The organism is Nocardioides gilvus (assembly GCF_003194605.1).
GTDB lineage: Bacteria > Actinomycetota > Actinomycetes > Propionibacteriales > Nocardioidaceae > Nocardioides > Nocardioides gilvus.
The window spans coordinates 13,172-35,685 of the sequence record NZ_QHKY01000002.1; the positions used below are offsets into that span (position 1 = coordinate 13,172).

Genomic DNA, 22,514 nt, shown 5'->3' on the forward strand with positions numbered 1-22,514 from the left:
GCACACGAAAAAGATGGCCGAATCTTTGTAGGGTCCCTACAGATTCGCTGTGCCGGGCGTGGGTTCGGACTGTCTCCCCAGGATCAACGCGAGCTGGAGGGTCAACGCGTCTCGGGGGACCGCGGGCGTGAGGCCGGTGAGCTCGGCCACCTGACGGAGTCGGTAGCGCACCGTGTTGGGGTGGACGAAGAGGACCCGGGCGGCTCCTTCCGTCGAGGAGCCCGACTCGAACCAGGCCGTGAGGGTCTCGATGAGGGACTTGCGTGGCGAGGCCAGTGGGGCGTAGATCTCCTCCACCAGATGACGCCGGGCGTGGACGTCGCCGGCCAACGTTCGTTCGGGCAGGAGGTCGATGCTGCGGACGGGGCGTGGGGCGTGGGGCCAGGCCGGGGCCGCGAGTTGAGCCGAGAGGGCAGCGCGGGCCGACACGTGTGCAGTGGCGAGGCCGGAGGTGACCGGGCCGACCACCACCGGGCCGTCGCCGAAGAAGCCCGCGATGAGGTCGGCCCCCTTCAGGGCGTCCGTCAAGCCTCCGAGGACCACGACGAGGCGATCTCCCTGGGTTGCGCACAGGGCATCGAACCCGCCGGAGCGAGCCACCCTTCGTACGTCGTCGAAGACGTTGCTGTCACGCCGCCCGGCACGCGCCTGGCCAAGGATCACCGCCACCCCCTCCAGGGAACTCCATCCCAGGGCGTTGGCCCGGGAGAGGAGGGACTCGTCGGCCTCGGCCCGCAGCACTGCGTCCACGACGAGCGCTTCCAGTCGCGCGTCCCAGGCGCCGCGCGACTCCGCGGCCCTGGCGTACACCTCGGCGGTGGCGAAGGCGACCTCACGGCCGTACCGCATCACTGCTCGCTGGAGCATGGGGGAGGTGTCCGAGGGGTTCAGGTCGTCGATGTGTGACTCGACCACGTCGATGCTGAGACGGATCAGATCCACGGTCTGGCGCAGGGTGATGACTCCGGTGAGCTCTTGCGGGGCGGCCCCGAAGACGGCGGAGGCCAGGGTGTGGCCCTCCGGGCTGGCAGCTCCGTCCTCGAGCGAGCGTTGCACCCAGTCGACGAAGTTCTTGATCCCGGCGTGCACGATCAGCCCGACCCAGGAGCGGTCCTGGGCGCTGAGTCTGGCGAACCACGGCATCTCGGACTCCATCCGAGCTGTCGCGGCCGTGCTCATGGCGCCGCTGGCCCGCGACAACGCGGCAGTGATCCGGACCTGTTCGTTCCGGATCGAGTCCGATCCTTGGCTTTCCACACCCGTCAGGTTAGTGCGTGGGGGCGGCCGAGGCTCCGGGCCAGGCGCGCGGCACGGATCTTGACGTTTTTACCGGTTCTGCTTCGGGAACCTGCCAGACTTCAACTGTTGGGTCGCAGTTCACCGCAGGGTCTCCCTGTGGACAACCCTCTCGTCGAGTCGGAGGCGCACCATGGTCAGCAAAACCATCTACGAGGTGCAGTACCGCACGATCAACGGTCACCGTCGCGCATTCGTGAAGACTGGCCAGGGACCCGCCCTCCTCCTGCTCCACGGAATCGCCTGTGACCACAGCACGTGGCTGCCGGTGATCGAGGAGCTGGCCAAGGACCACACCGTGATCGCCCCGGACCTGCTCGGCCACGGCCGCTCCGACAAGCCGCGGGCCGACTACAGTCTCGGCGGCTACGCCAACGGGATGCGTGACCTGCTCACAGTCCTGGGCATCGACAAGGTCACCGTGGTGGGACACAGCTTCGGTGGAGGTGTGGCAATGCAGTTCGCCTACCAGTTCCCCGAGCGCACCGAGCGGATCGTGCTCGTCTCCTCCGGTGGCCTCGGGCGTGAGGTGACCCCGGCCCTGCGAGCCATCACGACCCCCGGATTCCACCAGGTGATGGGCGTGATGACGATGCCGCTGGTGCGACACGTCAACGCCGGTGCTCTGCGGGCCCTGTCGCACACCGGTCTGCCCGGCACCCGCGACCTGGCCGAGGTGGCCTCGGTCTACGAGTCCTTCACCGACCCTCGGGCGCGGGCAGCGACCCGTCACGTCGTACGCGCCGTGATCGACCGCAAGGGCCAGGTCGTGACGATGTCTGATCGCGTCTACCTGACCCAGAAACTCCCGATGTGCGTGATCTGGGGAGCCGATGACCGGGTGATCCCGGCCAAGCACGCCGCAGCAGCGCTGGAGGCAGCACCCTGGGCCCGGGTCGTGGTCTTCGAGGAGAGTGGACACTTCCCGCACAAGGACCACCCGATGCGGTTCGCCCAGGTCGTCGCGGAGTTCGTACGCACCCAGCCCGCGAACCGGCACACGCGTGCCGAGTGGCGGCGTTTGTTGATCGCGGGCTCCGACACCAAGAACGCCCACCCCATCCAGACGGACGGGGCGGGCGTGGAGACCTTGGCGCCGGTGCACGAGCTGCACGCACCGCGAGGGTGATGATCCTCAGGCGTCGCCGCCCTCCTGGCTGACGTCACTCACGGCGGTCGGGTCGTCGATCCGGTAGCGCTCCTTGGCCTCGACGACCTTCTCGACCGGGAACTGACCGGCGTCGGCCAGCGCCTGCAAGGCCTGGACGACGATCGACTCCGCGTCGATCTGGAAGAAGCGACGCGCCGCAGGACGCGTGTCGGCGAAACCGAACCCGTCCGCACCGAGGACGCGGTAGTCACCCGGCACCCATCGAGCGATCTGCAACGGCACTGCCCGCATGTAGTCCGAGACGGCGACGACCGGCCCCTCGACGTCGATCAACCGTTCCTCGACGTAGGAGGTGCGGGCCGTCTCGCCCGGGTTGAGCAGGTTCCACCGTTCGGCCTCGACGGCGTCGCGGGCCAGCTCGTTCCACGAGGTGACTGACCACTGGTCAGCCTGGACACCCCAGTCCTCGCTGAGCATGCGTGCGGCGTCGGCCACCCACGGGAAGCCGACTCCGGAGCCCATGAGGGTGACCCGAGGGCCTTCGCCCGATGCGGTGGCGACCTGGTGCATGCCCCGGAGGATTCCCTCCACGTCGACGTCGTCGGGCTCGGCCGGTTGGTGGGTGGGCTCGTTGTAGACGGTGACGTAGAAGATGACGTTCTCGCCGTTGCCGTGGGGTCCGCCGGTGCCGTACATGCGCTCGAGACCGCTGCGCATGATGTGTGCGACCTCGTACGCGTGCGCGGGGTCGTAGTGGACGACGGCAGGGTTGGTGGCCGCGAGCAGGGGGGAGTGGCCGTCCGCGTGCTGCAGCCCCTCACCGGTCAGGGTGGTGCGCCCGGCGGTGGCTCCGATGAGGAAGCCGCGCGACATCTGGTCGGCCATGGCCCAGATCGAGTCGCCGGTGCGCTGGAAACCGAACATCGAGTAGAAGATGTAGAAGGGGATCATCGGTTCTCCGTGCGTGGAGTACGACGAACCCGCCGCGGTCGCCGAGGCCACCGCACCGGCCTCCGAGATGCCCTCGTGCAGCATCTGTCCCTGCGCCGACTCCTTGTAGGAGAGCAGGAGCTTGCGGTCGACCGATTCGTACTGCTGGCCGCCGGGGTTGTAGACCTTGGCGCTCGGGAACATCGCGTCCATGCCGAACGTGCGGTACTCGTCGGGCGCGATGGGCACGATGCGCTTGCCGATCACGGGGTCGCGCATCCACTCCTTGAGCAGTCGGACCGTGGCCATGGTGGTGGCGATCTTGTTCTTCCCGCCACCTTGCTTCAGGTCCTGGTACGCCTTGTCCCCGGGCAGCTCCAGCGCCTCGGCACGCTCGACGCGACGCGGGATGGAGCCGCCGAGGAGACGACGGCGTTCCATCATGTACTGCATCTCGGCCGAGTCCGCCCCGGGGTGGAAGAAGGGGGCGCTGCCGGTCTCCTCGAACGAGAGGTCGAGGTCACGGTCCGAGATGGGCATCCGCAGACGGTCCCGGAACTTCTTGAAGTCCGCAGGCGTCAACTTCTTCATCTGGTGGGTGGCGTTGCGACCCTCGAGGGAGTCGATCGTCCATCCCTTCACCGTCTTGGCCAGGATCACCGTCGGTTGGCCGACGTGCTTGGTGGCAGCGTCGAAGGCGGCGTAGACCTTGCGGTAGTCGTGACCACCACGGGGGAGCTTGGCGATCTGCTCGTCGGTCATGTGCTCGACCATCTTGCGCAGCCGCTCGTCGTCACTGAAGAAGTTCTCGCGGGTGTAGGCGCCGTCCTCGACCGAGAAGGTCTGGAAGTCGCCGTCGGGGGTGGTGTTCATCTTGTTGACGAGCACACCGTTGACGTCGCGGGCGAGCAGGTCGTCCCACTCCCGTCCCCAGACGACCTTGATCACGTTCCAGCCGGCGCCGCGGAAGTTGGCCTCCAGCTCCTGCATGATCTTGCCGTTGCCCGTGACCGGGCCGTCGAGCTGCTGCAGGTTGCAGTTGATCACCCAGGTGAGGTTGTCGAGCTCCTCACGGGCCGCGACACGGATGGCTCCGAGCGACTCGGGCTCAGCCATCTCACCGTCACCGAGGAAGGCCCACACACGCTGCTGGCTGGTGTCCTTGACGCCGCGGTTCTGCAGGTAACGGTTGAAGCGCGCCTGGTAGATCGAATTGATGCCGGTCAGGCCCATCGAGACCGTGGGGAACTCCCAGAAGTCCGGCATGAGACGGGGGTGGGGGTAGGAGGACAGCCCGGCGCCCTCGCCGTGCTGCACCTCCTGGCGGAAGCGGTACAACTGTTCCTCGTCCAGGCGCCCTTCGAGGAAGGCCCGGGCGTAGATGCCGGGAGAGGCGTGGCCCTGGAAGTAGATCTGGTCGCCACCACCGGGGTGGTCCTTGCCGCGGAAGAAGTGGTTGAAGCCGACCTCGTAGAGGCTGGCCGAGGACTGGTAGGTGGCGATGTGTCCACCGACCTCGAGCCCCTTGCGGTTGGCGCTGGAGACCATCACGGCTGCGTTCCACCGGATGAAGGCCCGGATGCGGCGCTCGATGTCTTCGTCACCGGGGAACCAGGGCTCGCGCTCGGGGGGGATGGTGTTGATGTAGTCCGTCGAGCGGAGGGCTGGCACGCCAACGTTGTTGGCACGCGCTCGCTCGAGGAGTCGGAGCATCACGTATCGGGCTCGGTCCCGCCCTCGGCCTTCGACAAGTGCGTCGAAACTGCCGAGCCATTCCAGCGTCTCCTCGGGATCGATGTCCGGGAGCTGGGTGGGGAGGCCCTCGTGGATGACCGAAGGAATCGGAGGACGTTCGGGTTGCGTCTGGTCAGTCACAGAGCCCATCCTGACACGACGGGCAACGACAAAATATCTACTCTCCGGTACGTGGGGTTGCGCTCAGCCGACAACTCCGCTGGACTACACACCACCCGCACACACTCGCGCGGGTGCAATGGAGTGAAAAGTGATCCAAGGAGGGTCTGTTGAGCGCGATCGTGGACGGAGAGTCCACCCAGAATCCGAACAGTCCGGCTGCCAAGTTGGGCTTCAAGCCTGGCCAGGTGGTCCAGGAGCTCGGCTGGGACAAAGACACCGACGACGACTTGCGCATGGCGATCGAGGACCTGCTCGACGCTGACATGGTGGATGGCGACTACGGCAACGTGGTGGAAGCTGTCCTGCTGTGGTGGCGTGAGGAGGACGGCGATCTCGTCGACGGGCTCGTGGATGCCAAGGCTGACCTGGTCGGCGGCGGCGTGATCTGGCTTCTCACTCCGAAGGTGGGCCGACCCAACTGTGTCGCGGCCACCGACATTGCCGAGGCCTCGCCGATCGCGGGCCTTGCTCAGACCACGACGGCGACTGTCAGCAAGGACTGGCAGGCGACCCGTCTGGTCACGCCCAAGACGCCCGCCTGACGCACGGCACCGACCCCGGGAGGGGGTGCGGCCGTGCGCCGCACCCTTGAGGAACCCATGAGTCTTGCCAAATCTCTGTCCGTCCTGAAAAGCGCCGGGGTCATTCACCCCATGTCGCCCTTCGTGCTCGCCAAGATCGTGCGCACCGTGAAGGCCTGGGGCACCGGCCCTGCAGGCGGGTTCACCCAACTGACGTACTCGCGCCCCAACGACGTGGGGCTGATCGACGAACTCGGCTCGCTGACCTTCCTCGAGATGCACCAGCGCTCGAACGCCCTGGCGCATGCCCTCGCAGCCAAGGGTGTCAAGGAGGGTGACCAGGTCGCCATCATGTGTCGCAACCACCGTGGTTTCGTCGAGGCGACCATCGGTGCGGCCAAGCTCGGTGCCGACCTGTTGTACCTCAACACCGCCTTCGCGGGCCCGCAGTTGGTGGACGTCCTCGCGCGGGAGAAGCCCGTCCTGGTGATCCACGACGAAGAGTTCACCGACATGTTGGCCAAGGCCTCCGTCCCGATGACCGTGATTGCCTGGCAGGACGTACCCACGCCGGGCGACACCATGGAGGCGCTCATCGCCTCCCACCCCGTGACTGACCTCGACCCGCCCGAGCACCACGCCAAGATCATCATCCTCACGTCGGGGACGACCGGTACGCCCAAGGGTGCCCCGCGCAAGGAGGCAGGCATCAGCAACGCCGTCGCCCTCATGTCGCGGCTGCCGTTGAAGTCCGGCTGGCGTACGCACATCGCCGCACCGCTCTTCCACACCTGGGGCTTCGCCCACCTGTTCCTCGGCATGCTGCTCGGCTCGACGATCGTCCTGCGACGCAGGTTCGACCCCGAGGAGACGTTGCGCGTGGTGGCTGAGGAGCAGTGCGACTCGCTGATCGTCATCCCCGTCATGCTGCAGCGGATCCTGCAGCTGCCGGACGATGTCCGGGCGAAGTACACGCTGTCGTCGTTGAAGTTGACGGCCGCCTCGGGCTCAGCCCTGCCCGGCGACATGGCGCTGCAGTGGATGGACGAGTTCGGCGACAACCTCTACAACATCTACGGCTCCACCGAGGTGGCCTATGCCTCGATCGCCACTCCCGAAGACCTGCGTGAGTCCCCGGAGTCGGCGGGCAAGCCGCCCTACGCCACGGAGGTGAAGCTCTACGACGCCGCAGGCGTGGAGGTCGCACCCGGTGAGACCGGCCGCATCTTCGTGGGCAACGCGATGTTGTTCGAGGGATACACCGGTGGTGGCAACAAGGAGATGATCGACGGGCTGATGTCCACCGGAGACGTGGGCCGCTTCGATGCCCAGGGTCGTCTCCACGTGGAGGGACGCGACGACGAGATGATCGTCAGCGGTGGGGAGAACGTCTTCCCCCGCGAGGTCGAGGACTGCCTGGTCCGTCACGATTCCGTCGTCGAGGCCGCAGCGGTTGGGATCGAGGACCCGGAGTACGGGAAGCGCCTGCGCGCCTTTGTCGTCGTGTCGGACCGGACCGTCGATGAAGCGGCACTCAAGGACTGGGTCAGGACGAACCTGGCTCGCTACAAGGTGCCGAAGGAGATCCACTTCCTCGACGAGTTGCCGCGCAACGCCACCGGAAAGATCCTCAAGCGAGTGTTGGCGCAGACGCCCTGACTGCTGACGGAGCGGGGGCCGGTGCAAGGATGAGCCCATCATGAGTGGACTCGTCTGCGGGGGACCGGCCCCCGACTTCACCTTGCGCGACCAGTTCGGGCAGGACGTCACGCTGTCAGCCTTCCGGGGACGCAAGGCTGTCGCGATCCTCTTCTACCCCTACGCGTTCTCCGGGGTGTGCACCGGCGAGATGCAAGGAGTGCGGGAACATCTCGCGGAGTTCATGACCTTCGACACCGAGGTCCTCGCGATCTCCTGTGACCCCGTCTATTCCCTGCGGGCCTTCGCCGACCAGGACGGGTTGAACTTCCCCCTCCTGTCGGACTTCTGGCCGCACGGTGAGGTCGCCCGGGCGTACGACGTCTTCGACGAGGCCAAGGGTGCCCCGCGTCGGTCCTCCTACGTCATCGACCGGGACGGGAACATCTCCTGGTCGGTGCACAACGCCATGCCCCAGAGCCGCGACCTCTCCGAGCACCTGGTCCAGCTGCGCGCCGCGCTCGGCGCCTCCTAAAGTAAAATGTTGAAATACTTTCCCATGTAACCAATTTTTCCGGGACAGAGCGCATCCCGGGCCTCTAAAGTTCCTGTTGTTGAGCCGCTGGCGACCCGAGACGCCGGCGGCTCGACGCATTTCCGGACAATGCTCCGAGACCGTGGTGCAGGCCCCGGAGCCGGTTCGCGTACGCTGTGCCGCGTTGCACGCGCGTCGGTAGCTCAGCGGTAGAGCACTCGGTTTACACCCGAGCGGTCGGCGGTTCGAAACCGTCCCGACGCACCTGAGAACTTCCATGAGAGCTGTCTCATCCAGGGTTCACACACCCCTCACGTAGCCCCGGCATCGTGGTCTCCACAAGCGCAGGAGGGGCTCTGGCCCCAAGCACTCAAGGAGCAGCTATGACCATCAAGAAGATCATGTCCCTCAGCACCCTGGCCGTTGCCAGCACGATCTCGGTCGGTGTGCTCGCGATGCAGGCCGGTGCGGTCGACGTCGACCAGGCCGCCAAGCGTGACGAGGACACGAGCGAGCTGGTCCTGGTCGACGACAACGACGACGGTGACGACGACAACGACCTGACCAAGAACACCCGCGGCGACGTCACCAACGACCGCAACGACCTCACCAAGAACACCCGCGGCGACGTCACCAACGACCGCAACGACCTCACCAAGAACACCCGCGGCGACGTCACCAACGACCGCAACGACGTCACCAATGACGTCACGAACGACACCAACGACGGCGTGTCGAAGGACCAGACGAACACCCGCGACAACACCAAGAACACCCGCGGCGACGTCACCAACGACGTCACCAACGACGTGACCAATGACGTCACCAACGACGTGTCCAACACCAACACTCGCGCCTGACCCGAGCGTTCGCCGACGACCACGGCTTCGGCCGAGGAGGAACCCCTGTGAGTGGTGCTACCGATGACTGGTGCCTGACTCCCGGAGACGCCATCACCCCCGAGTTGACCGCCATGCGGTTGCTCGGGGGTGGGTCCTCGTACGAGGCCTGGCTGGCCTTCGACGAGATCACGTACGCGCCCGTGGTGGTGAAGTTGCTGCGCCCCTCGCGGGTGGGCGACGAGTCGGGGCTGCGAGGACTGCGCCGCGAGGCGGAGGCGCTGGCCGCGATCAACCACCCCGTGGTGGTGCGAGGGCTGCGGCACGTGGCAGACGGTCCGCGTCCCCACCTGGTCCTCGAGCAGGCTGACGGACCGCGTCTGTCCACCCTCGTACGGCGCCATGGCCCGCTGTCGGAGCAGCAGTACCTGCCGTTGGCGCTCGACGTGGCTTCGGTGCTGCACTACCTGCGCCACGTCGGCTACGTGCACCTCGACCTCAAGCCCAGCAACATCATCATGGGTGCCCCCGCGCGGGTGATCGACCTGTCGGTGGCCCGGACGATCGAAGAGGCCGCGCAACTGCGTACGCCGATCGGTACCGATGCCTACATGGCGCCTGAGCAGTGCGACCCGACGAATCTCGGGGCGCCGACGCCCGAGAGTGACGTGTGGGGGCTGGGGGCGACACTCCACGAGGCCATCAGCGGCGAGAAGCCCTTCGCCAAGGGGGATCCGAAGTCCACGGACCCCGCGGCGGTGCATCCCCAGCTCGCAGGCAGGACGCCCCTCCTGGGCAAGAAGGTACCGGCGGAGGTCCGCGACATCGTGCACGCCGCCTTGGCGCCGGAGCCGGAGCAGCGTCCGACGCCCGCCGAGATCTCCGAGACCCTCCAGCCGGTCCTCGAACGTCAGCCGGTCCACCGGCTCTCGTTCAAGGTGCGCTGAGCACCGAGCACGAACGCACGAGGACTGCCTCGCCCGACCGGGCGGGGCGGTCCTTCTGCGTGGGAGCTCATGGGTTGAAGCGGTAGCCCATGCCCCTGGCAGTGCTGATGGTTCCCGCTCCGAACTTCTTGCGCAGGTAACCGACGTAGACGTCGACGACGTTGGAGCCGGGGTCGAAGTCCATGCCCCACACGTGGTCGAGGAGTTGCTCGCGCGACAGCACGTTGCCCGCGTTGAGCATGAAGATCTCGGTGAGGGCGAACTCGCGGGCCGACAGGTCGACCTTGCGGCCCGACACCGTGGCCTGACGCGTGCGGAGGTCGAGGTGGACCTGGCCGGCGTCCAGGGTGTCCTGACTGGCGCCCTGGGTCGACTGCCCCTGACGGAGGCGCACCCGGACCCGGGCCAGAAGCTCGGCGAACCGGAAGGGTTTGGCCATGTAGTCGTCGGCCCCGCCCTCCAGTGCCGCGACCGTGTCGGTCACCGAGTCGCGGGCCGTCAGAACGATGACGGGCACGGTCGATCCTTGGGCCCGCAACTGGTCCAGAACCTCGAAACCGTCCATGCCGGGGAGACCGATGTCGAGGACCACCAGGTCGTGGGCCCCGGAGAGGGCCTCGTCCAGTCCTGTGGGGCCGTCGGTGCGCACGGTGGTCAGGTGTCCCTCGGCGGTCAGGCCCTTGGCGACGAAAGCGGCGATGCGTGCTTCGTCCTCGACGATCAGGATGCTGGCCACGACGTCTCCTCCAGTTCGAACTCGACGGCGACGCATGCGCCCCCGCCGCGAGTGTCCTCAATGATGACCCGTCCGCCATGAGCGGTCGCGATGGCGTTGACGATGGAGAGTCCGAGCCCGAATCCCTCGTCGTCCGGACGGACCTTGGCCCGGGCGAAACGTTCGAGGACCGCGGTCCGTTCGGAGACCGGGATGCCGTCGCCCGAGTCTCGGACCCAGACCCGGGCGGTACGTCCGTCGCTGCGCGACCCGATGGCAATCACGTCACCGGTGTCGGTGTGCTTGACGGCGTTGTCGACCAACTGCAACAGCGCCTGGGTGATGCGCTGTTCGTCGACCACGACGCGTACGGCCGCCATCTCGTCGGCGACCCAGGTGCGGTCGGCCATCGCACGAGCCTTGGCCAGGACAGTGGCGGTCAGCTCGTCGAGGTCGACCGGCCCGGGGGAGAGGAAGTCGGGACGCCGCACCTTGGCGAGCACGATCAGGTCGTCGACGAGGCGCGACATCCGCTCCACCTCGTCGAGGAGGAGTGCGCGGGTGCTCTCGACCTCGTGAGCATCGGAGGCGTCCAGGAGCTCGAGGTGTCCCTGCAGGATCGTGAGCGGCGTACGCAGCTCGTGCCCGGCGTCGTCGAGGAACTGGCGTTGGCCCACGAAGGCGGTCTCCAGTCGCTCAAGCATGTCGTTGACCGTGCGGGTCAGGGCGGTGATGTCGTCGTTCCCGGTCTCCGGGACGCGTCGGGACAGGTCGCTGCCCGTGATCTCCCTGGCGGCGTCCGAGAGCGACCGCAGGGGTGACAGGAGACGGCTTCCCTGCCAAGCGGCCAGTCCGGTGATCAGGAGCATGGCGAGGAGCGAGACCAGGAGATAGGTGCGCAGCAACTCGTTGAGGCTCTCCCGCTCGTCGTCGAGGAAGGAGACCACGACCAGGGCTGCGTCCTCGTCCCCGCCGACCACCGGTTGCACGGTGACCAAGACCTCACCCTCGCTGGTGTCGGTACGTTTCGCTCCGCCCTCGGTGAGGAGGGACTGGACGGTCTCACGGAACAGCGCGTCGTCGATCACCCGAGGGTGCGGCGAGCGTGACCGGAGGCGCACTCGGTCGCCCAGCCAGGCAGCCAACATCTCGTGGGTGCCCGCGACGTTGCGCGCCAGGAAGGCGCGCAGCAGGGGGTCGGCCTCGGTGAAGGGTTGGCCGGTCGCGGGGTCGGTGCCGGTCTCGCCGAATCGGCGCAGCTCGGCCAGCTCCTCGTTGGCGCCGTCGATCACGGCGACCTCGCGGCGGGCCGATTCGACGGTGTAGATCACGACTCCGGCAGTCAACATGGCGAAGGTGGTCAGCAGGGCCACGGTGAGGGTGAGCTGCGTACGCACCGAGACACCCGACCGGTGGGGTCGGGTGTCGTTGTCGGTGACGGGCGCCATGCGCAGCGTCGTCTCGGTCGATGGCTCAGGGGTCGGCGGGAGACGTTCCGTCCGGGGTCCGTCGGGGTCAGCCGCGCGTGTCATCGTCCCCGTCGTCCCCGTCGTCCCCGTCATCATCGTCGTCATCGTCGTCGGGATCCACTGGTTCGGGACGGATCACCTCGGCGTCATCGTCGTCATCATCATCGTCATCGTCCCCGTCGTCATCGTCATCCCCCCGACCGGGAGGCGGTCCGCCGGGGGCAGAGGGGGGCGTGGGGGTGACGCTGGGCTCGGGCTGGGGCTCGGGCGTGGTGCTGGCGTCGGGAGTCGGCGAAGAAGTGGGGCTCTCGGTGACCTGCTCCAGGATGATCGGGGAGTGCTCAACTGGTGCGGGGTCGGCAGCGCTCAGGGTGCCGAGGACGTACGCCACCAGGGGCAGCGACAGCAGGAGCCCGATGGCGACCTTTCCGAACATGCTCATGGTGGGCATGATCCTGCCTCATCGTGGGGCGCAGGTGAGAACCTCATGAGAGCCCTCTCATCAAAGTGTCCGCGTCCGGGGCCGCAGCACGCCCGGGCCCAGCGACCGATCGCCTAGGCTCCGCCCATGGCCCGTCTCGCTGATCTCGTCGCACTCCTGCACTCCTGGTACCCCCCGGAGACGGCCGAGTCGTGGGACGCCGTGGGACTTGTCACCGGCGATCCTCAGGCCGAGGTGCGCAAGGTGATGTTCGCGGTGGATCCGACCGAGGACGTGGCCACCGAGGCGGTCGAGTGGGGAGCCGACCTGCTCGTCGTGCATCACCCGCTCTTCCTGAAGCCGGTCCACAGCGTGGCTGCCACGACGGCCAAGGGACGCACTCTGCACCGACTCGCCACCGCGGGGTGCGGCCTGCTGACTGCCCACACCAATGCCGACCAGGCGGTGGGCGGTGTCTCCGAGGCGATGGCGCACGCCCTCGGCCTCGTCGACGTCCAACCACTGGTGCCGGCGACGGCGCCACCCCTGGACAAGTTGACGACGTACGTTCCCCTCAGCCATGCCGAGCGGGTGCGTGCAGCGTTGGCCGAGGCTGGTGCCGGCGCGGTCGGTGACTACGACAGTTGTTCCTTCTCGGCGCCCGGGGAAGGACGTTTCCGGCCCCTGCCCGGTGCCAGCCCCACGATCGGCGAGGTGGGTCGCGCCGAGGTGGTGCCCGAGGAGCGGGTGGAGATGGTGTTGCCTCGTGCTCGGCGCGCCGCTGTCGTCGCTGCCCTGCTGGCTGCCCACCCCTACGAGGCGCCGGCGCACGACCTGGTCGAACTGGCCGATCCCGGGATTGCCGGCACCGGCACCGGTCGCATCGGTGCCGTGGCGCCCACGACGCTCGCCGGCTTCGCTCGTGGGGTGGCGCGGGTGCTGCCCAGCACGGCCGGCGGGGTGCGGGTGGCCGGTGACCCCGAGCGGCCAGTACGTCGTGTCGCGCTGGTGGGTGGGTCGGGGGACTTCCTGCTCGACTCCATGGCAGGCAGTGATGCCGACGTCTACGTGACCTCGGACCTGCGACACCATCCGGCTTCGGAGTTCCTCGAGAAGCAGGGTCCCGCGCTCGTCGACGTCGCCCACTGGGCGGCTGAATGGACGTGGTTGCCGGTGGTCGAGGCGAGACTCCGGGCACATCTGGGGGCTACGGTGGAGACCCGTGTGAGCACCCTGCGCACGGACCCGTGGACAATGCTGGTCACGGACTGAACATCGAGGTCCGTGCCGTTGATGAGGAGCCTGCGCTGAAAGCCGACCCGAACGCCCAGTTGAAGTTGCTCGACGTGCAACAGATCGACTCCCGGCTCGCCCAGCTGCGCCACCGGCGCGGCACCTTGGCGCAGTTGCGTGAGATCGCGTCGCTGGAGGCCGAGCGAGCGCTCGTACGGGACCGGGTCCGCGATGCCCAGATCGAGGTCCACGACCTCACGGCCGAGCAGACCAAGGCCGAGGCCGACGTCGAGCAGGTGCGGGCGCGTCGTACGCGTGACCGCAAGCGGATGGACGAGGGGCAGATCACCAACCCCAAGGACCTCACCCGGATGACGCACGAGCTCGAGTCCCTCGAACGTCGGGTGAGCAAGCTCGAGGACGACGAGCTCGAGATCATGGAGCGGCTCGAGACCGCTCAGGCCAGCCTGGGTCGTGCGGAGGAGGAGCTCAACGCGATCGACCAGCGCGTGGCAGACCTCGAGGCCGAGCGCGACGCGCAGTGGACCGAGATCGATGCCGAAGCTGCCCAGGTCCAGTCGAGCCGCGAGGCGGCCAGTGAAGGCATCCCGGCAGACCTGCTGGCCCTCTACGAACGTCTACGCGTCTCCAAGGACGGTCTCGGAGCCGCTCTGCTCCGGGCGCGCGAGTGCGGTGGCTGTCGGCTGACGCTGGACCATCTCGAGTTGGCCGCGGTGAAGGCTGCTCCCGCCGACGAGGTCATCCGTTGTGAGGAGTGCAGCCGCATCATGGTGCGCACGAACGAGAGTGGCCTCGGCCTCTGACCTCAGAGGTCCCTGACCACCACGTCGAGTTCGGTGCCCTTCGCGCCCGGTGACCCCTGCTCGACCTGCCATCCGAGGTCACGCAGCACGTCGGCGAGCGCCGACGGCGTCCGGGGGGAGGCACCTTCCTCCATGAGGGCGCGGACGATGCGTCCCTTGGTGGCCTTGTTGAAGTGACTGACCACCTTGCGGGTGCCGTTGTGCTCGTGCAGCACGCGCACGCTCGCGACCTTGGCGGCGGTGTCCGGGGTCGGACGCCAGAGATTGGCGTACATGCCTGAGCGAAGGTCGACCAGGAGGCCGCTGCCCACGGCCTCGACGACGGCCTGACCGAGGACGGGACGCCAGTTGCTGGCGAGGGTGCCGACTCCGGGCAGGGCCGCGTCGCCGGAGAGTCGGTAGGCCGGGATGCGGTCTGCGGGGGAGAGCAGCCCGAAGAGGGCCGAGGCGATGCCGATGCGGCTCCGGGCGCGACGCTTAGCTGCCGTGGTGAGAGAGCCGAGGTCAAGGGCGTCGTAGAGGACGCCGGTGTAGACGGCATCCGCGCGGGCGGTGGGTGTCTCCTCCAGTGCGGCATTGCGGGCCACGAGGTCGAGCTGGGTGGCGCCGAGGCCGAGCGTCTGGGCCGCCTGCTCCTGCTCACCGCCACACAGAGCAGTGAGGTCGTCCAGGATGCGGCGACGGGTCTCGTTCAGCGCCGGGAAGGAGAGGGCCTCCAGATCGAGTGGCTTGCCGCGCGACGGCACGGCCTTGCCTTCACTGGGCGGGAGCAGGATCAACACGCGGCAACCCTAGAACGACGCCATCGTGTTGCGACTGGCGAGGTGCCCGATGCCGTTGCCGACTCACCTGGGTGCGGGGACACCTCAGCTCAGTTCGGCAGCAGGGGGAGCCAGTCCTGCTCGCGGGTCCGGGGGCGGACCTCCTTGATGGCCGTCGTGTGCTCCAGCAGCATGACCGCGACGTCGTCGCCGAGTTCTCCTCGTACGGAGTGGTCGCGCACCCGCGCGAGGACGAGGTCGAGGGTGGTCTCGACCGACTGTCCTCGAAGGACCGGGACCAGGTCACGCAGAGGCAGGAACTCCCCATCGGCGTCGCGTGCCTCGCTCACCCCGTCGGTGAAGAGCAGGAGCCGGTCGCCGGGCTTCCAGTCGAACTCCCACTGGCTGAAGTCCTGACCGAGACCGAGGGGGAGGTCAGCGTCTGTCTCGAGGAACTCGTAGGTCCCGTCGAGGCGGACGAGCAGGGGTGCTGGGTGTCCAGCGTTGACCAGGAGGGGGCGGGAGGGGACGGTCGTGTCCAGCAGGATCGCCGTGACGAACTCCTCCTCGTCGAAGAAGGGAGCCAAGTAGGCGCTCATCTCCTCTGCCACCTCGTCGAGATCGGTGTGGATCGCTGCGGCCTGGCGGAAGGCCCGGATGACTCGCCCGGCCTGCTCGACGGCCCCGATCCCCTTGCCCCGCACGTCTCCGATCAGGAACCGGGTGTGGCTGATGGAGTGGTAGCAGTCGTAGAGATCGCCACCGATGACAGTGTCCTCGGTGGCCGATTCGTAGCGAACCGCGATGTCGGTGTGTCGTACGTGCGCCGGGACCACGGGCAGAACGGCGCGTTGGGCCACTTCCGCCAGCTTCACGAAGCGGCCCAGTCGCTGGGCCTGCCGGATGCGGGTGACGGAGACCATCACCGCAGCAGAACTGACCAGGAACACGTCCAGCTCACGGACCAGGTGCTGGGCGCTGTCGAGGTCGTGGTGCCAGAACCCCGAGATGCCGGCTGCGAGCACAGCGGCCACGGCGAAGAGGGCGGTGCGCAGGGGAGGTAGCACGACGCAGGCGATCAGCGGCGATAGGGCGAAGAGTGGTGAGAGTGCGATCGTGTCCCGGGTGAACACGGCGTCCGCGACGACCAAGGAAGCGAGCGTCAGGGCGGCGAGCCACGTCCCGACAACTCTTGCTCGAATTCTGATGTCAGACCATGCCTCTCCATCTGTCGGTGAGTGATGTCGCACCGAGCCATGCCCACGCTAACCGACACTTCTCGTTACGTCGCGATCCCGAAACGCTCGATGGGCGGATCCGCGAATGCACAAAAGGCCCCGACCTGGTGAGGTCGGGGCCTTTCGCGGAAAATCAGGAGACGGTGACGTTCTCCGCCTGGGGGCCCTTGGGACCCTGGGCGAGGTCGAACTCGACCTTCTGGTTCTCGTCGAGGGACTTGTAGCCGCCGGACTGGATCGCGGAGTAGTGGACGAACACGTCCTCACCGCCGCCGTCCTGAGCGATGAAGCCGAAACCCTTTTCGGCGTTGAACCACTTGACAGTTCCTGAAGCCATGATCTTTTCCCTTGTTACGTGCCGAGGGCAACGTGCCCACGAGCCGCAGAAGACATCCATCTGTGCTGATGTCCAGCGAACCGAAAATCAGAAGTACGAGATACTAGCCGCGACATCTTGTGCGGCCAGGACGGCTTAGCAGAGCCATCCCTTCAGCAATGTCAACCATAGGGCACGATCGGCGATTAGGCGACTCCGGGATGCAAATTGATTTCGCGTCGCCCTCCGGACGGGCATGAGTCAGGTCACGCAGCGCGTGGGGAACAGCGCCGCAACCGAGGTGGTTGAGGGTTGCATGACCTCTCCTCTCGCCATCCCTGCGGACGTCCAGGACCTGCTCTTCCGGGAGGCCCGCACCGCCAACGCCTTCACCGACGAGCCGGTGGGGGACGAGCAGATGGCCGCCATCTACGACTTGGTCAAGTTCGGTCCCACCGCCATGAACAGCCAGCCGCTGCGCATCGTGCTGGTCCGCAGCGACGACGCCCGCGCCAAGCTGCTCAAGCACATGAGCGGCAGCAACCGCGACAAGACCGAGTCGGCTCCGCTCGTCGCGATCCTCGCGGCAGACACGAACTTCCACGAGACGTTGCCGCAGGTCTTCCCGATCTTTCCCGGCGCCAAGGACCTGTTCGCGGACGACACCGCTCGTGAGCACGCGGCTCGCTTCAACGCTGGCCTCCAGGTCGGCTACTTCATCGTCGGGGTGCGCGCGGCCGGCCTTGCTGCGGGTCCGATGACCGGCTTCGACGCCACGGGCATCGACGAGGACCTGTTCGGCGGCACTGGCCTCAAGACGATGGTGGTGGTCAACATCGGCCACCCGGCCGAGAACGCCTGGTTCGACCGCCTCCCTCGCCTGGACGAGGACCAGGCAGTCCTCAGCCTCTGAGCCATCGGCCCCGGGAGGGCCGAGGTGACTCGGCACGGTTGCTTCGTGACGCTGGCTAAGGTGCGGGCATGACCAGCGCGCGCTACGTCCGAGTCCATCCGGCCGAGGGGTTCCCCGGTGAGCAGGCGCTGCGTGACGGCATCGCCGAAGTGCAGCGTGAACTCGGTGTCAGTCCTGACTTCCCTGCGGAGGTGCTGGAGGTGGCGCAGGCCGCGGCGGCCAGCCCGAGGTTGCCCGAGCTGGACCGCACCGACCTGGAGCTCTTGACGATCGACCCGCCCGGCGCGCGTGACCTCGACCAGGCACTGCACCTCGGGCGTGACGGCGACGGCTACGTGGTGCACTACGCCATCGCTGACGTGGGGGCCTTCGTCTCGCCCGGCGACGCCGTGGACGTCGAGGCCAACCGACGTGGCCAGACGCTCTACGGTGCCGACTCGAAGGTGCCGCTGCACCCGCCGATCATCTCCGAGGACGCCGGGTCACTCCTGCCTGACGCGGTCCGTCCCGCGCTGCTGTGGACGATCGGTCTGGACGCCGCGGGAGAGCGTACGCACACCCACGTCGAGCGGGCCCTCATTCGCTCCCGGGGACAGTGGACGTACGCCGAAGCGCAGTCCGCGCTCGACGACGGCACCGCCGGCGAGACGCTGCGCCTGTTGGCCGAGGTCGGGCCGAAGAGGCTGGGGCTCGAGGCCGCTCGAGGTGGCGTGAGCCTCCCGCTGCCGGAGCAGGAGATCGCAGTCTCCGACCACCACTGGCACCTGGAGTTCCGGTCCATGACGCCGGTTGAGGAGTGGAACGCACAGATCTCCCTGCTCACCGGCATGGCGGCGGCGTCCTTGATGGTCGCGGCGGAGGTCGGACTCCTCCGTACGTTGCCGCCCGCCCAGGATCGCGACGTGACGCAGTTGCGACGCATCGCCCAGGGGCTCCGCATCGAATGGCCGAAGGAGATGACCTACCCCGAGTTCGTGCGCTCGCTGGACCCGACGCAGTCGCGGCACGCAGCCATGGTGGTGGCGTGCACGAGACTCTTCCGGGGCAGTGGCTACGAAGGCTTCGTGGGCTCACTGCCCGAGCACACGGGCCACTCGGCCGTGGCGAGTGACTACGCCCATGTCACCGCACCCCTGCGCCGCCTGGTCGACCGCTACGCCGGCGAGATGTGCTTGGCCATCTGTGCCGGGGAAGAGGTGCCGGAATGGGTGCTGGAGAAGCTGGAGTCGGTGCCCAAGGTGATGCGGGAGAGCGGGACGTTGGCGGGACGCTACGAACGAGCTGTGCTCGACCTGACTGAAGCCGTGCTGCTGCGTGACCGGGTGGGGGAGCGGTTCGTCGCCACGGTGCTGGAGGTGGACGAGAAGAACCCGGGCCGCGGCGACATCACGATCCCTGACCCGGCCATCGAGTCCCGGGTCGACGGTGACCGGCCTCTGCCACTGGGCGAGGAAGTGGCGGTCGTGCTGGTGGAGGCCGACCCCGTGGCGCGCAAGATTCGGTTCGAACTGGCCTGAGTGCCCTTGTGGGAGGGGCGCAGGGGTGTTTGAGTGGCAGTGCAGTCCACCCGTCTCGAGGAGGCAGCATGAAGGCCGTCCAGTACACCGCTTTCGGAGCCAGGCCCCAGGTGGTGGAGGTCGAGAAGCCGAGCCCGGGACCCGGGCAGGTGCTGCTCCGGATCACCGCGTCGGGTCTCTGTCACTCCGACGAGTTCGTGATGATGATGCCGGAGGAGGGGTATCCGATGCCGATGCCGATGACCCTGGGGCACGAGCCGGCCGGGGTGGTGGAACAACTCGGCGTGGGGGCGACCGGAGTCGCGGTCGGGGACGCCGTCATCGTCTACGGCTGCTGGGGGTGCGGGGTCTGCGAGATGTGCGCCGACGGCAGCGAAAACCTCTGCCTCACCGGCATGGTGTCGCCCGGTCTCGGAGTGCACGGGGCCATGGCCGAGTACATGGTGGTGGACAGCGTTCGTCATCTCGTCCCCATCGGTGACCTGGACCCGGTGCGTGCCGCGTCCCTCACTGACGCCGCACTCACGCCGTACCAGGCGATCAAGGGTGTCCTGCCCAAGCTCGTCGGGGGGACCACCACGGTGGTGATCGGCGCCGGGGGTCTGGGACACGTGGCGATCCAACTGCTGCGTGAACTCACGCCGACGCGGGTGATCGCGCTCGACATCGGTCAGGAGAAGCTCGACTTCGCGATCGAGAACGGCGCGCACGAGGCGTTCACCTCCGACCCTGCGGCGGCCGAGAAGGTCAAGCAGCTGACTCGGGGTCGCGGCGCCCACGTGGTGCTCGACTTCGTCGGCATGGACGTGACCGGCGAGCTGGCCGTGGCCTGTGGCGGCGTGGGTTCATCCGTGGTGATCATCGGTGCCGGGATGGGTGGCGCGAAGATCGGGCTCACGTCGGCGCCGTACAACATGAGCGTCTCGACCTCGTTGTGGGGCAGGCGCAAGGAGCTCCTCGAGCTGGTCGAGATGGCTCATCGGGGACAGATCAGGATCCGGACCACGACCTACCCGATCACCGACGGCGAGCAGGCGTACGACGACATGCATGCGGGCCGGATCGTGGGGCGCGCGGTCATCGTTCCCTGACGGGGCCAGCGCTGCGGCGCTAGCCTCGGAGCATGGGTGAGGTGCGAGAGCCGGTCGCCTTCGAGCCGTACGAGCCAGGGGTCTACCTGCACGGGACGAAGGCGGAGCTGGCCGTGGGCGAGTTGCTGGTCCCGGGTCGTGAGTCGAACTTCGAGGGCGGACGGGTGATGCGCCACGTCTACTTCACCGCCACCCTGGACGCGGCGACCTGGGGTGCCGAGCTGGCTGCCGGCGAGGGGCGGGGGCACATCTACGTGGTGGAGCCCACCGGCGACTTCGAGGACGACCCCAACGTCACGGACAAGAAGTTCCCCGGGAACCCGACGAAGTCCTTCCGGAGCCGGGAGCCGGTGCGCGTCGTCGGCGAGATCGACTGGATCGGCCATTCCCCCGAGACGTTGCAGGCCATGCTGGACGGTCTGGAGTCGCTGCGACGTCAGGGGTCGGCACAGATCGAGGACTGAGGGGCCCTCCCGGGGCCCGGATGGTCAGCGAGCAGCAGGCGCGCGGTAGGCCCACTCGAGGGGGCTCCCGCCGGAACGTGCCCGTCCGCGTAGCGGAATCGTCGCTCGCGGGCGGCGTGCGCCCGGGGCCGGCTCGGGCGGACGCCGCTTGGCTGTGGCAGTCCGAACGCGTTGCGTGAACGCGACGAAACGGGGGTTTTCGGGCCTGTCTGCTGCGGTGAGGTCCACCGCGACCCACAACCCGTTGGGTTCGAAGGTGAGGGCAGACGGCTTCGCGCCGGCCCGTGTGGCCGCGACGTCGGGCGAGTGGACCTGCAGGTAGAAGTCAACCGCTCGAGAGCGATGGTCGCGGGTGTTCTGCAGTTGTTGGGTGGCCTCGATGACGGCCCTCTCCTCGCGGGAGATGGCACCGGCCAGGACCCACGGTGGCCGCGGACCCTCCCCGTCGATCATCGGTCGAGTTTCAGCTCCGCAGACCCAGACATCTCCCCAACTCATGCCCTCATGGTCGCACCTGTCCTCGAACTCCTGACCTCCGCGTCAGCCGGCGACCGGTGACGAAACCGGCGACCTCCCCGGGCGCTCCGCCACCGAGGCGAGTTGTTCGCGTCGCTCGTAGGCCCATCCGGGGCCGCGCAGGAGGAAGGAGAAGCGGTCCCGCCAGGTCGGCGCCGTGGTGATGTCCGCGGCGATGTCGCGCCACTCGTGGGTGGCGATCGTGACGGGGTTGAAGGAGTCGATGTTGCGGGTCAGCCCGTAGCGCACCTGCTCGTCCTCCGGCTCAAAGGTCCCGAAGAGCTTGTCCCAGATGATGAGGATCGAGCCGTGGTTGATGTCGAGGTACTGCCGCTGGCTGCCGTGATGGGCGCGGTGATGGCTCGGAGTGTTGAGGATCTTCTCGAGCCAGCCGATGGAGCGCACCACCTCGGTGTGGATCCAGAACTGGTAGATGAGGTTGAGCGCGCGAGCGTCCTCGACGTACTTCGGCGGAACGCCGGCGAGGGCGAGCAGCCCGTACGGGACGGTCATGCCGAATCCCTCGGCCACCGGTTGGCGCAGGGCGGTCGACAGGTTGTAGCGCTCACTGCTGTGGTGCACCACGTGCACTGCCCACAACCATCGGGACTCGTGTGAGAGGCGGTGGTTCCAGTAGTAGATGAAGTCCCATCCGGCGATCGCGAGCAGGTAGGTGGCGGCCCCACCGCGCATCCCGAAGGGGGACCGTTGGGCCAGGCGCATCGCCGAGGTCTGTGTCGCCCACACGGAGGCCGCGGCCACGGCCGTGGAGGCCACCGCGGCAACGGCCGAACCAGAGGTCATCAGCCCCAACGCGTCCGCGCGGGAGCGCACGACCACCGGCGCAGCCGCGTCCGACGGGAGGGTCCCTGCCTCGGGAAGTGTGCCTCCGTGATCGCGACGACGGCGCAGCACGTCTCCCAAGGTCGTGGCCACGCCAGCGGCCACTCCGACGGCCAGGAGTGCAGTGCCCGCCTTGGTGGCGCCGGGGGAGAGGCGGCGCATGATCGGGCCCGTGACGAAGGGCGCGATGAGGCTGCCTACCCCCATCGTCAGGCTGGCGATGGTGTCGTTGAGCTCGTAGTCGCCGGCTCGGTCCGTGCCGGGCTCGGCCGGGTGGGTGCGCTGCCACCAGAACTCTGCGCCCATGGCCCCCACGAAGGCGGGGATGGCCAGGACGGTCAGGTCGGGACGTGGCATTTTGGACCTCCAGCGGGGTGAGCGACGGACTGACCCTAAGCGATGAATCGCCCCTCGTCGGGTTCCGAGGAGGGCCGCGTCGGACCGTCCCGGAGGCGTTCT

22 protein-coding genes and 1 tRNA gene are annotated in these 22,514 nt (G+C 67.8%); 13 read left to right on the top strand and 10 right to left on the bottom strand.

Translation table 11 applies throughout. The features are described 5' to 3' along the window. Window positions 1-36 precede the first annotated feature (36 nt). Window positions 37-1,257 (bottom strand): PucR family transcriptional regulator, encoded by a 1,221-nt coding sequence (locus tag DNK52_RS05405; protein WP_239455412.1) that lies wholly within the window; start codon window positions 1,255-1,257, stop codon window positions 37-39. Between the two features lie 172 nt (window positions 1,258-1,429). Here DNK52_RS05405 and DNK52_RS05410 point away from each other — a divergent pair, with 172 nt between their 5' ends. Then, window positions 1,430-2,425 carry an alpha/beta fold hydrolase gene (locus DNK52_RS05410; RefSeq protein WP_110239998.1) on the top strand — a complete coding sequence of 332 codons (996 nt, stop codon included), beginning with the start codon at window positions 1,430-1,432 and terminating at the stop codon, window positions 2,423-2,425. Between the two features lie 6 nt (window positions 2,426-2,431). Here the strand turns inward: DNK52_RS05410 and aceE are convergent, their stop codons facing one another. Continuing rightward, entirely contained in the window at window positions 2,432-5,221 is a 2,790-nt protein-coding gene (gene aceE / locus DNK52_RS05415) for a pyruvate dehydrogenase (acetyl-transferring), homodimeric type (RefSeq protein ID WP_110239999.1), read from the bottom strand. A gap of 140 nt (window positions 5,222-5,361) precedes the next feature. Between aceE and DNK52_RS05420 the strand changes: the two genes are divergently transcribed. From DNK52_RS05420 to DNK52_RS05445, 6 genes are all read left to right on the top strand, one after another. Further along, a complete protein-coding gene (locus DNK52_RS05420; protein ID WP_204163404.1) occupies window positions 5,362-5,796 on the top strand; it encodes a DUF3052 domain-containing protein in 435 nt (144 codons plus the stop codon). A gap of 111 nt (window positions 5,797-5,907) precedes the next feature. Further along, window positions 5,908-7,434: an AMP-binding protein gene (locus DNK52_RS05425; protein ID WP_239455414.1), complete on the top strand. Its 1,527-nt coding sequence runs from the start codon at window positions 5,908-5,910 to the stop codon at window positions 7,432-7,434. 40 nt (window positions 7,435-7,474) lie between these two features. Then, window positions 7,475-7,948 (top strand): peroxiredoxin, encoded by a 474-nt coding sequence (locus tag DNK52_RS05430; RefSeq protein WP_110240001.1) that lies wholly within the window; start codon window positions 7,475-7,477, stop codon window positions 7,946-7,948. A 192-nt stretch (window positions 7,949-8,140) separates the two neighbouring features. Then, window positions 8,141-8,212, top strand: a tRNA-Val gene (locus tag DNK52_RS05435). A gap of 119 nt (window positions 8,213-8,331) precedes the next feature. Next, window positions 8,332-8,808, top strand: coding sequence for a hypothetical protein (locus tag DNK52_RS05440; protein WP_110240002.1), 477 nt, complete (start codon window positions 8,332-8,334; stop codon window positions 8,806-8,808). Window positions 8,809-8,855: 47 nt separating this feature from the next. Beyond that, window positions 8,856-9,734: a serine/threonine-protein kinase gene (locus DNK52_RS05445; protein WP_239455415.1), complete on the top strand. Its 879-nt coding sequence runs from the start codon at window positions 8,856-8,858 to the stop codon at window positions 9,732-9,734. Between the two features lie 67 nt (window positions 9,735-9,801). On the opposite strand, the gene DNK52_RS05450 is transcribed toward DNK52_RS05445, so the two are convergent. From DNK52_RS05450 to DNK52_RS15970, 3 genes are read right to left on the bottom strand one after another with little or no spacing between them, the layout of a single operon-like run. Then, the gene (locus DNK52_RS05450) at window positions 9,802-10,470 is read right to left on the bottom strand and encodes a response regulator transcription factor (protein WP_110240003.1); all 669 of its coding nucleotides are present in this window, start codon (window positions 10,468-10,470) and stop codon (window positions 9,802-9,804) included. After that, window positions 10,455-11,981, bottom strand: a complete 1,527-nt coding sequence (locus DNK52_RS05455) for a sensor histidine kinase (RefSeq protein WP_162598631.1) — start codon at window positions 11,979-11,981, stop codon at window positions 10,455-10,457. Before DNK52_RS05455 ends, DNK52_RS05450 begins: the two co-directional genes overlap by 16 nt. Next, window positions 11,965-12,360 (bottom strand): hypothetical protein, encoded by a 396-nt coding sequence (locus DNK52_RS15970; RefSeq protein WP_162598632.1) that lies wholly within the window; start codon window positions 12,358-12,360, stop codon window positions 11,965-11,967. The genes DNK52_RS05455 and DNK52_RS15970 overlap by 17 nt, the downstream gene beginning before the upstream one ends. Window positions 12,361-12,486: 126 nt before the next feature. Here DNK52_RS15970 and DNK52_RS05465 point away from each other — a divergent pair, with 126 nt between their 5' ends. Beyond that, the gene (locus DNK52_RS05465) at window positions 12,487-13,611 is read left to right on the top strand and encodes a Nif3-like dinuclear metal center hexameric protein (RefSeq protein ID WP_110240005.1); all 1,125 of its coding nucleotides are present in this window, start codon (window positions 12,487-12,489) and stop codon (window positions 13,609-13,611) included. Beyond that, window positions 13,587-14,396, top strand: coding sequence for a zinc ribbon domain-containing protein (locus DNK52_RS05470; protein WP_239455416.1), 810 nt, complete (start codon window positions 13,587-13,589; stop codon window positions 14,394-14,396). Before DNK52_RS05465 ends, DNK52_RS05470 begins: the two co-directional genes overlap by 25 nt. Window positions 14,397-14,398: 2 nt before the next feature. On the opposite strand, the gene yaaA is transcribed toward DNK52_RS05470, so the two are convergent. From yaaA to DNK52_RS05485, 3 genes are all read right to left on the bottom strand, one after another. Further along, window positions 14,399-15,178, bottom strand: a complete 780-nt coding sequence (gene yaaA / locus DNK52_RS05475; RefSeq protein WP_110240006.1) for a peroxide stress protein YaaA — start codon at window positions 15,176-15,178, stop codon at window positions 14,399-14,401. A gap of 89 nt (window positions 15,179-15,267) precedes the next feature. Continuing rightward, complete coding sequence (locus DNK52_RS05480; protein WP_110240007.1) at window positions 15,268-16,308, bottom strand: PP2C family protein-serine/threonine phosphatase; 1,041 nt, start codon at window positions 16,306-16,308, stop codon at window positions 15,268-15,270. A gap of 220 nt (window positions 16,309-16,528) precedes the next feature. After that, a complete protein-coding gene (locus tag DNK52_RS05485; RefSeq protein WP_110240008.1) occupies window positions 16,529-16,732 on the bottom strand; it encodes a cold-shock protein in 204 nt (67 codons plus the stop codon). A gap of 295 nt (window positions 16,733-17,027) precedes the next feature. Between DNK52_RS05485 and DNK52_RS05490 the strand changes: the two genes are divergently transcribed. The 4 genes from DNK52_RS05490 to arr all read left to right on the top strand — a co-directional run bounded on the left by DNK52_RS05490 (window position 17,028) and on the right by arr (window position 20,696). Beyond that, window positions 17,028-17,624: a malonic semialdehyde reductase gene (locus DNK52_RS05490; protein ID WP_110240591.1), complete on the top strand. Its 597-nt coding sequence runs from the start codon at window positions 17,028-17,030 to the stop codon at window positions 17,622-17,624. Between the two features lie 68 nt (window positions 17,625-17,692). Continuing rightward, a complete protein-coding gene (locus DNK52_RS05495; protein ID WP_110240009.1) occupies window positions 17,693-19,141 on the top strand; it encodes an RNB domain-containing ribonuclease in 1,449 nt (482 codons plus the stop codon). Window positions 19,142-19,209: 68 nt separating this feature from the next. Beyond that, window positions 19,210-20,232 carry an NAD(P)-dependent alcohol dehydrogenase gene (locus DNK52_RS05500; protein WP_110240010.1) on the top strand — a complete coding sequence of 341 codons (1,023 nt, stop codon included), beginning with the start codon at window positions 19,210-19,212 and terminating at the stop codon, window positions 20,230-20,232. A gap of 32 nt (window positions 20,233-20,264) precedes the next feature. Continuing rightward, complete coding sequence (gene arr / locus DNK52_RS05505; RefSeq protein WP_110240011.1) at window positions 20,265-20,696, top strand: NAD(+)--rifampin ADP-ribosyltransferase; 432 nt, start codon at window positions 20,265-20,267, stop codon at window positions 20,694-20,696. A 24-nt stretch (window positions 20,697-20,720) separates the two neighbouring features. On the opposite strand, the gene DNK52_RS05510 is transcribed toward arr, so the two are convergent. After that, complete coding sequence (locus tag DNK52_RS05510) at window positions 20,721-21,149, bottom strand: hypothetical protein (protein ID WP_110240012.1); 429 nt, start codon at window positions 21,147-21,149, stop codon at window positions 20,721-20,723. Between the two features lie 87 nt (window positions 21,150-21,236). Next, complete coding sequence (locus tag DNK52_RS05515) at window positions 21,237-22,412, bottom strand: sterol desaturase family protein (protein WP_110240013.1); 1,176 nt, start codon at window positions 22,410-22,412, stop codon at window positions 21,237-21,239. Between the last annotated feature and the right edge of the window lie 102 nt (window positions 22,413-22,514).

Bases quoted from the DNA above. Each gene is read 5' to 3' on its own strand.
- DNK52_RS05410 (WP_110239998.1), top strand. From the start codon at position 1,430: ATGGTCAGCAAAACCATCTACGAGGTGCAGTACCGCACGATCAACGGT.
- aceE (WP_110239999.1), bottom strand. From the start codon at position 5,221: ATGGGCTCTGTGACTGACCAGACGCAACCCGAACGTCCTCCGATTCCT.
- DNK52_RS05425 (WP_239455414.1), top strand. From the start codon at position 5,908: ATGTCGCCCTTCGTGCTCGCCAAGATCGTGCGCACCGTGAAGGCCTGG.
- DNK52_RS05430 (WP_110240001.1), top strand. From the start codon at position 7,475: ATGAGTGGACTCGTCTGCGGGGGACCGGCCCCCGACTTCACCTTGCGC.
- DNK52_RS05440 (WP_110240002.1), top strand. From the start codon at position 8,332: ATGACCATCAAGAAGATCATGTCCCTCAGCACCCTGGCCGTTGCCAGC.
- DNK52_RS05455 (WP_162598631.1), bottom strand. From the start codon at position 11,981: ATGACACGCGCGGCTGACCCCGACGGACCCCGGACGGAACGTCTCCCG.
- DNK52_RS15970 (WP_162598632.1), bottom strand. From the start codon at position 12,360: ATGAGCATGTTCGGAAAGGTCGCCATCGGGCTCCTGCTGTCGCTGCCC.
- DNK52_RS05465 (WP_110240005.1), top strand. From the start codon at position 12,487: ATGGCCCGTCTCGCTGATCTCGTCGCACTCCTGCACTCCTGGTACCCC.
- DNK52_RS05485 (WP_110240008.1), bottom strand. From the start codon at position 16,732: ATGGCTTCAGGAACTGTCAAGTGGTTCAACGCCGAAAAGGGTTTCGGC.
- DNK52_RS05490 (WP_110240591.1), top strand. From the start codon at position 17,028: ATGACCTCTCCTCTCGCCATCCCTGCGGACGTCCAGGACCTGCTCTTC.
- DNK52_RS05495 (WP_110240009.1), top strand. From the start codon at position 17,693: ATGACCAGCGCGCGCTACGTCCGAGTCCATCCGGCCGAGGGGTTCCCC.
- DNK52_RS05500 (WP_110240010.1), top strand. From the start codon at position 19,210: ATGAAGGCCGTCCAGTACACCGCTTTCGGAGCCAGGCCCCAGGTGGTG.
- arr (WP_110240011.1), top strand. From the start codon at position 20,265: ATGGGTGAGGTGCGAGAGCCGGTCGCCTTCGAGCCGTACGAGCCAGGG.
- DNK52_RS05510 (WP_110240012.1), bottom strand. From the start codon at position 21,149: ATGATCGACGGGGAGGGTCCGCGGCCACCGTGGGTCCTGGCCGGTGCC.
- DNK52_RS05515 (WP_110240013.1), bottom strand. From the start codon at position 22,412: ATGCCACGTCCCGACCTGACCGTCCTGGCCATCCCCGCCTTCGTGGGG.